The organism is Caulobacter sp. HMWF025 (assembly GCF_003060965.1).
Lineage (GTDB): Bacteria > Pseudomonadota > Alphaproteobacteria > Caulobacterales > Caulobacteraceae > Caulobacter.
The window spans coordinates 1-1837 of sequence record NZ_QAII01000091.1 but is presented as its reverse complement, the minus strand read 5'-3'; the positions used below and the strand labels follow the sequence as shown (position 1 = coordinate 1837).

At 63.6% G+C, this 1837-nt stretch carries 1 protein-coding gene; it reads right to left on the bottom strand.

The features are described from left to right. Window positions 1-937: 937 nt before the first annotated feature. Window positions 938-1837, bottom strand: a 900-nt coding sequence (tuf, locus tag DBR10_RS10495; RefSeq protein ID WP_108556323.1) for an elongation factor Tu, incomplete at its 5' end; no start/stop codon positions are given.

The following is a 1837-nucleotide window of genomic DNA, read 5'->3' as shown; positions in this document are numbered from 1 at the left end:
GGGTGGGGATTTGCCCGTAGGGGAACGGGGATAGAGGCGCTTCTCCCTTCCCCCTTGATGGGGAAGGGTTGTGGTTTGGCGGCTCGGGTTTTGGTGAAGCCTTCTCGCGCAAGGGGCGAAGGCTCTGGGCCTGCTTCCGACCCTTGTCGAACACCGCTTGGGTGTGGCTACGTGCCGTTGTAACTGAAACGCGCATTGATGCGACAGGCCGATGGAACCAACGCGGTGCCTACATCTCTATTTCGCGTGATCGCCATCGTCCTTGCGGCGCTCTTACTTCAATCGTGCGCCACTTCTCCTCGCTGCAACCGCGGTATGGAGAAAATTGACTTGATTTTAGGGCACGAGGACCTTGGTAGCGGCGTAGATGGCCTCATGGTTGGGTCTAGTTGCCGGCCAAAGCCGTCTCCGAAACCCCGAGGTCGAAAAGAACCCTAGGGTTTCGCCTTCCACCCATGACTGCACCCCCGAAAGTTCCGCATCGGAAGCTTCCACCTGAACTCAAAAACCTTGTCATCCCGGCCGGACGCCCTTGAGGGCGGGAGCGCCGGGGTCCGGCCGGGATGACAGATGGGATGGGTTGGGCGTAGCGCGGCCAGGTCCGCCCCCCCTCACCCCCCATTGCAGACACGGCCGGCGTCAACACTTCGCTCTTTCATCCGCTCTCCCCGGCGAAAGCCGGGGCCCAGATTCAGCCTGAGCCTCTGGAGATGATGCGCCTACGCGCCTGGCCGAGCGCTTCTAGCGTTCGGGGTTCGATCTGGACCCCGGCTTTCGCCGGGGAGAGCGGGGATGCACATAAGGTCCGCGCCCCGGCACGCCACGCCACGGCCGGTGCCGGATCGCGATGCACCAGATGCCGCCCCAAAGCAAAAGGCCCCGGAGATTGCTCTCCGGGGCCTTCGCTTGTCGTTCTAGCCGAAGCTAAGACGGTCGACTACTCGACGATCTTGGCCACCACGCCGGCCCCGACCGTGCGGCCGCCTTCGCGGATGGCGAAGCGCAGGCCCTGGTCCATGGCGATCGGGGTGATCAGCTCGACGTCCAGCTCGGCGTTGTCGCCCGGCATGATCATTTCCACGCCTTCGCGCAGCTTGATGATCCCGGTGACGTCCGTCGTGCGGAAGTAGAACTGCGGGCGATAGTTGGTGAAGAACGGGGTGTGACGGCCGCCTTCTTCCTTGGTCAGGATGTAGGCCTCGGCCACGAACTTCGTGTGCGGGGTGATCGAACCCGGCTTGCAGAGAACCTGACCGCGCTCGACGTCTTCGCGCTTGGTGCCGCGCAGCAGAACGCCGACGTTGTCACCGGCCTGGCCCTGGTCGAGCAGCTTGCGGAACATTTCGACGCCCGTGCAGGTCGTCTTCTGAACCGGACGGATACCGACGATTTCGACTTCTTCGCCGACCTTCACGATGCCCTTTTCGATACGGCCCGTGACCACGGTGCCGCGGCCCGAGATCGAGAACACGTCTTCAACCGGCATCAGGAACGGCAGGTCGACCGGGCGGTCGGGCTGCGGGATGTAGGCGTCAACCGTGGCCATCAGCGCCAGGATCGACTCTTCACCGATCTTGGGGTTGCCACCGTCGATGGCGACCTTGGCCGAGCCCTTGGTGATCGGAATGTCGTCGCCCGGGAAGTCGTATGAGCTGAGCAGCTCGCGCACTTCCATCTCGACCAGTTCCAGCAGTTCTTCGTCGTCGACCAGGTCGACCTTGTTCATGTAGACGACCAGCGCCGGCACGCCGACCTGACGGGCCAGCAGGATGTGCTCGCGGGTCTGGGGCATCGGGCCGTCAGCGGCCGAAACCACCAGGATCGCGCCGTCCATCTG